1 protein-coding gene and 2 tRNA genes are annotated in these 2,372 nt (G+C 41.7%); 2 read left to right on the forward strand and 1 reads right to left on the reverse strand.

Annotated features, from left to right (window positions below; all coding sequences use genetic code 11):
- Positions 1-49: 49 nt before the first annotated feature.
- Positions 50-125, reverse strand: a tRNA-Val gene (locus tag AB4160_RS18395).
- A 423-nt stretch (positions 126-548) separates the two neighbouring features.
- Here AB4160_RS18395 and gltX point away from each other — a divergent pair.
- Both gltX and AB4160_RS18405 read left to right on the forward strand, forming a co-directional pair.
- The gene (gene gltX / locus AB4160_RS18400; protein WP_102436489.1) at positions 549-1,958 is read left to right on the forward strand and encodes a glutamate--tRNA ligase; all 1,410 of its coding nucleotides are present in this window, start codon (positions 549-551) and stop codon (positions 1,956-1,958) included.
- Positions 1,959-2,063: 105 nt separating this feature from the next.
- Positions 2,064-2,139: transfer RNA gene (locus AB4160_RS18405), tRNA-Ala, on the forward strand.
- Positions 2,140-2,372: the final 233 nt, after the last annotated feature.

Raw genomic sequence — 2,372 nt, forward strand, 5'->3', positions numbered from 1 at the left:
AGCTAATCGACCTGGGATTTTATAATGTTTTAATTCTTTATAAAAAGAATGGTGGTCGATACTGGGCTCGAACCAGTGACCCCCTCCTTGTAAGGGAGGTGCTCTCCCAGCTGAGCTAATCGACCTCGCTGTGTGGGGCCGTATTATAGGGAGCAACGAAATACTGTCAACGACTTTTTGATTAAAAAAGTTCAGGCGCGCTAAAAACAGCCGTCTTGGTTGATTGTTAGACGCATTAGACCGCCTTTTGCTGACATCAACCAGATTTTGGCGAATAAATAACATCTCACTATTGATAAGCCCCCTATTATATTCTTTCTGCCTCCACTAATACCTGTTAGTTAGTAGACTACTATTAACCTTTATATTCAAACTTAAATTGATTGCGCAATATTAGATGACGTTGACTATAGTGAATGCCTGCTCCACAAGAATGAAAATAACAAGAGTGGAACTCGCATAATGTGGTGGTTTGGGTATAGAATATCTGCCACTTTATTATATCTGTCTTTATATAGACGTTTTCAGAAATAGGTCAGTGTCCCATTATGACAACTAAGACGCGTTTTGCTCCAAGCCCAACAGGCTTTTTACATGTAGGTGGTGCTCGTACAGCACTTTATTCTTGGCTATATGCTCGTGCGAACCAAGGTGAGTTTGTTTTACGTGTGGAAGATACAGATATTGAACGTTCAACACCTGAAGCTTGCGCTGCGATCTTAGAAGGTATGGAGTGGTTAGGCTTAACTTGGGATGAAGGCCCGTATTACCAAACCAAGCGCTTTGATCGTTACAATGAAATCATTGCTCAAATGCTAGAACAAGGCAGTGCATATAAGTGTTACTGCTCACGTGAGCGTATTGAAGCAATGCGTGAAGAACAAGCTGCTAATGGTGAGTCTCAAAAATATGATGGCCATTGTCGTAACTTAGCGCCACGTGAAACTGACGAGCCGTTTGTTATTCGTTTCAAAAACCCTACAGAAGGTAGTGTGGTATTTGATGATCATGTTCGTGGTCGCATCGAATTTGCTAACGATACTTTAGATGATTTGATCATTGCCCGAACTGAAGGCACGCCAACTTATAACTTCTGTGTAGTTGTTGATGACTGGGACATGGGGATCACTTGTGTTGTACGCGGTGAAGATCACATCAATAACACCCCTCGCCAAATTAATATTTTAAAAGCATTAGGTGCACCTGTTCCTGAATATGCGCACGTATCAATGATTTTAGGCGACGATGGCGCTAAATTATCAAAACGTCATGGCGCAGTTGGCGTAATGCAATACCGTGATGATGGCTATTTACCTGAAGCCCTATTGAACTACTTAGTTCGTTTAGGTTGGTCACATGGCGATCAAGAAGTATTCTCAATTGATGAAATGATTTCATTATTTAAATTAGATGACATCAACAAAGCAGCTTCTGCATTCAATACTGACAAATTAAATTGGCTAAACCAGCATTACATTAAAGAGTCGGCACCAGAATATGTTGCAGGCCACCTTCAATGGCATATGGATGACCAAAAAATTGATACCACAAACGGCCCTGCTTTAGCTGAAGTTGTCACAGCACTTGCAGAAAGAGCGAAAACCTTAAAAGAGTTAGCCGCATCTAGTCGCTACTTCTATGAAGATTTCGACGCTTTTGATGAAAATGCAGCGAAAAAGCACTTGCGTGGTGTTGCAATGGAACCACTTAAGTTAATCCAACAAAAAATTTCTGCTCTATCTGATTGGTCTGTTGAAGCAATTCATCAAGCAATTGAAGACACCGCAGCAGAACTTGAAGTAGGAATGGGTAAAGTTGGAATGCCTTTACGTGTCGCTGTTACAGGCGCCGGAATGTCACCTGCTGTAGATTTAACCTTATTTCTCATTGGAAAGGCTCGTTGCGAACAAAGAATATCCAAAGCGATTGATTTTGTAGCAGCTAGAATAAATTCTTAAAAAACGAGTTGACACTTTTGGGCAGGCTGCATAGAATGCGCCCCGTACTTGAGACACGATGTGATTATTTATCGCAGCATGTCCAAATGCAATTTGTAAAGTTGAGGGGCTATAGCTCAGCTGGGAGAGCGCTTCGCTGGCAGCGAAGAGGTCCACGGTTCGATCCCGTGTAGCTCCACCAATTTTACAACAATTCAAGCGTTAAGTTTTAGCCTACAGAACTTAATGAGTATTCACTCTTTGGTAGAGTATAACGCCAGTCCGGGTCCCCTTCGATTAAAGAAGAGATGCCTAGGACACCGCGCTATTTTTATTAAGAGCACGGCGGTTTCACTTTAATAGCCTTCTAAAGTGTTACTTATAGGTCTTCGTTATATTAGAAGTGAAACAATATGTCCGGGTCCCCTTCGTCTA

The sequence above is a fragment of the Shewanella sp. 10N.286.51.B8 genome (assembly GCF_041469325.1).
GTDB lineage: Bacteria > Pseudomonadota > Gammaproteobacteria > Enterobacterales > Shewanellaceae > Shewanella.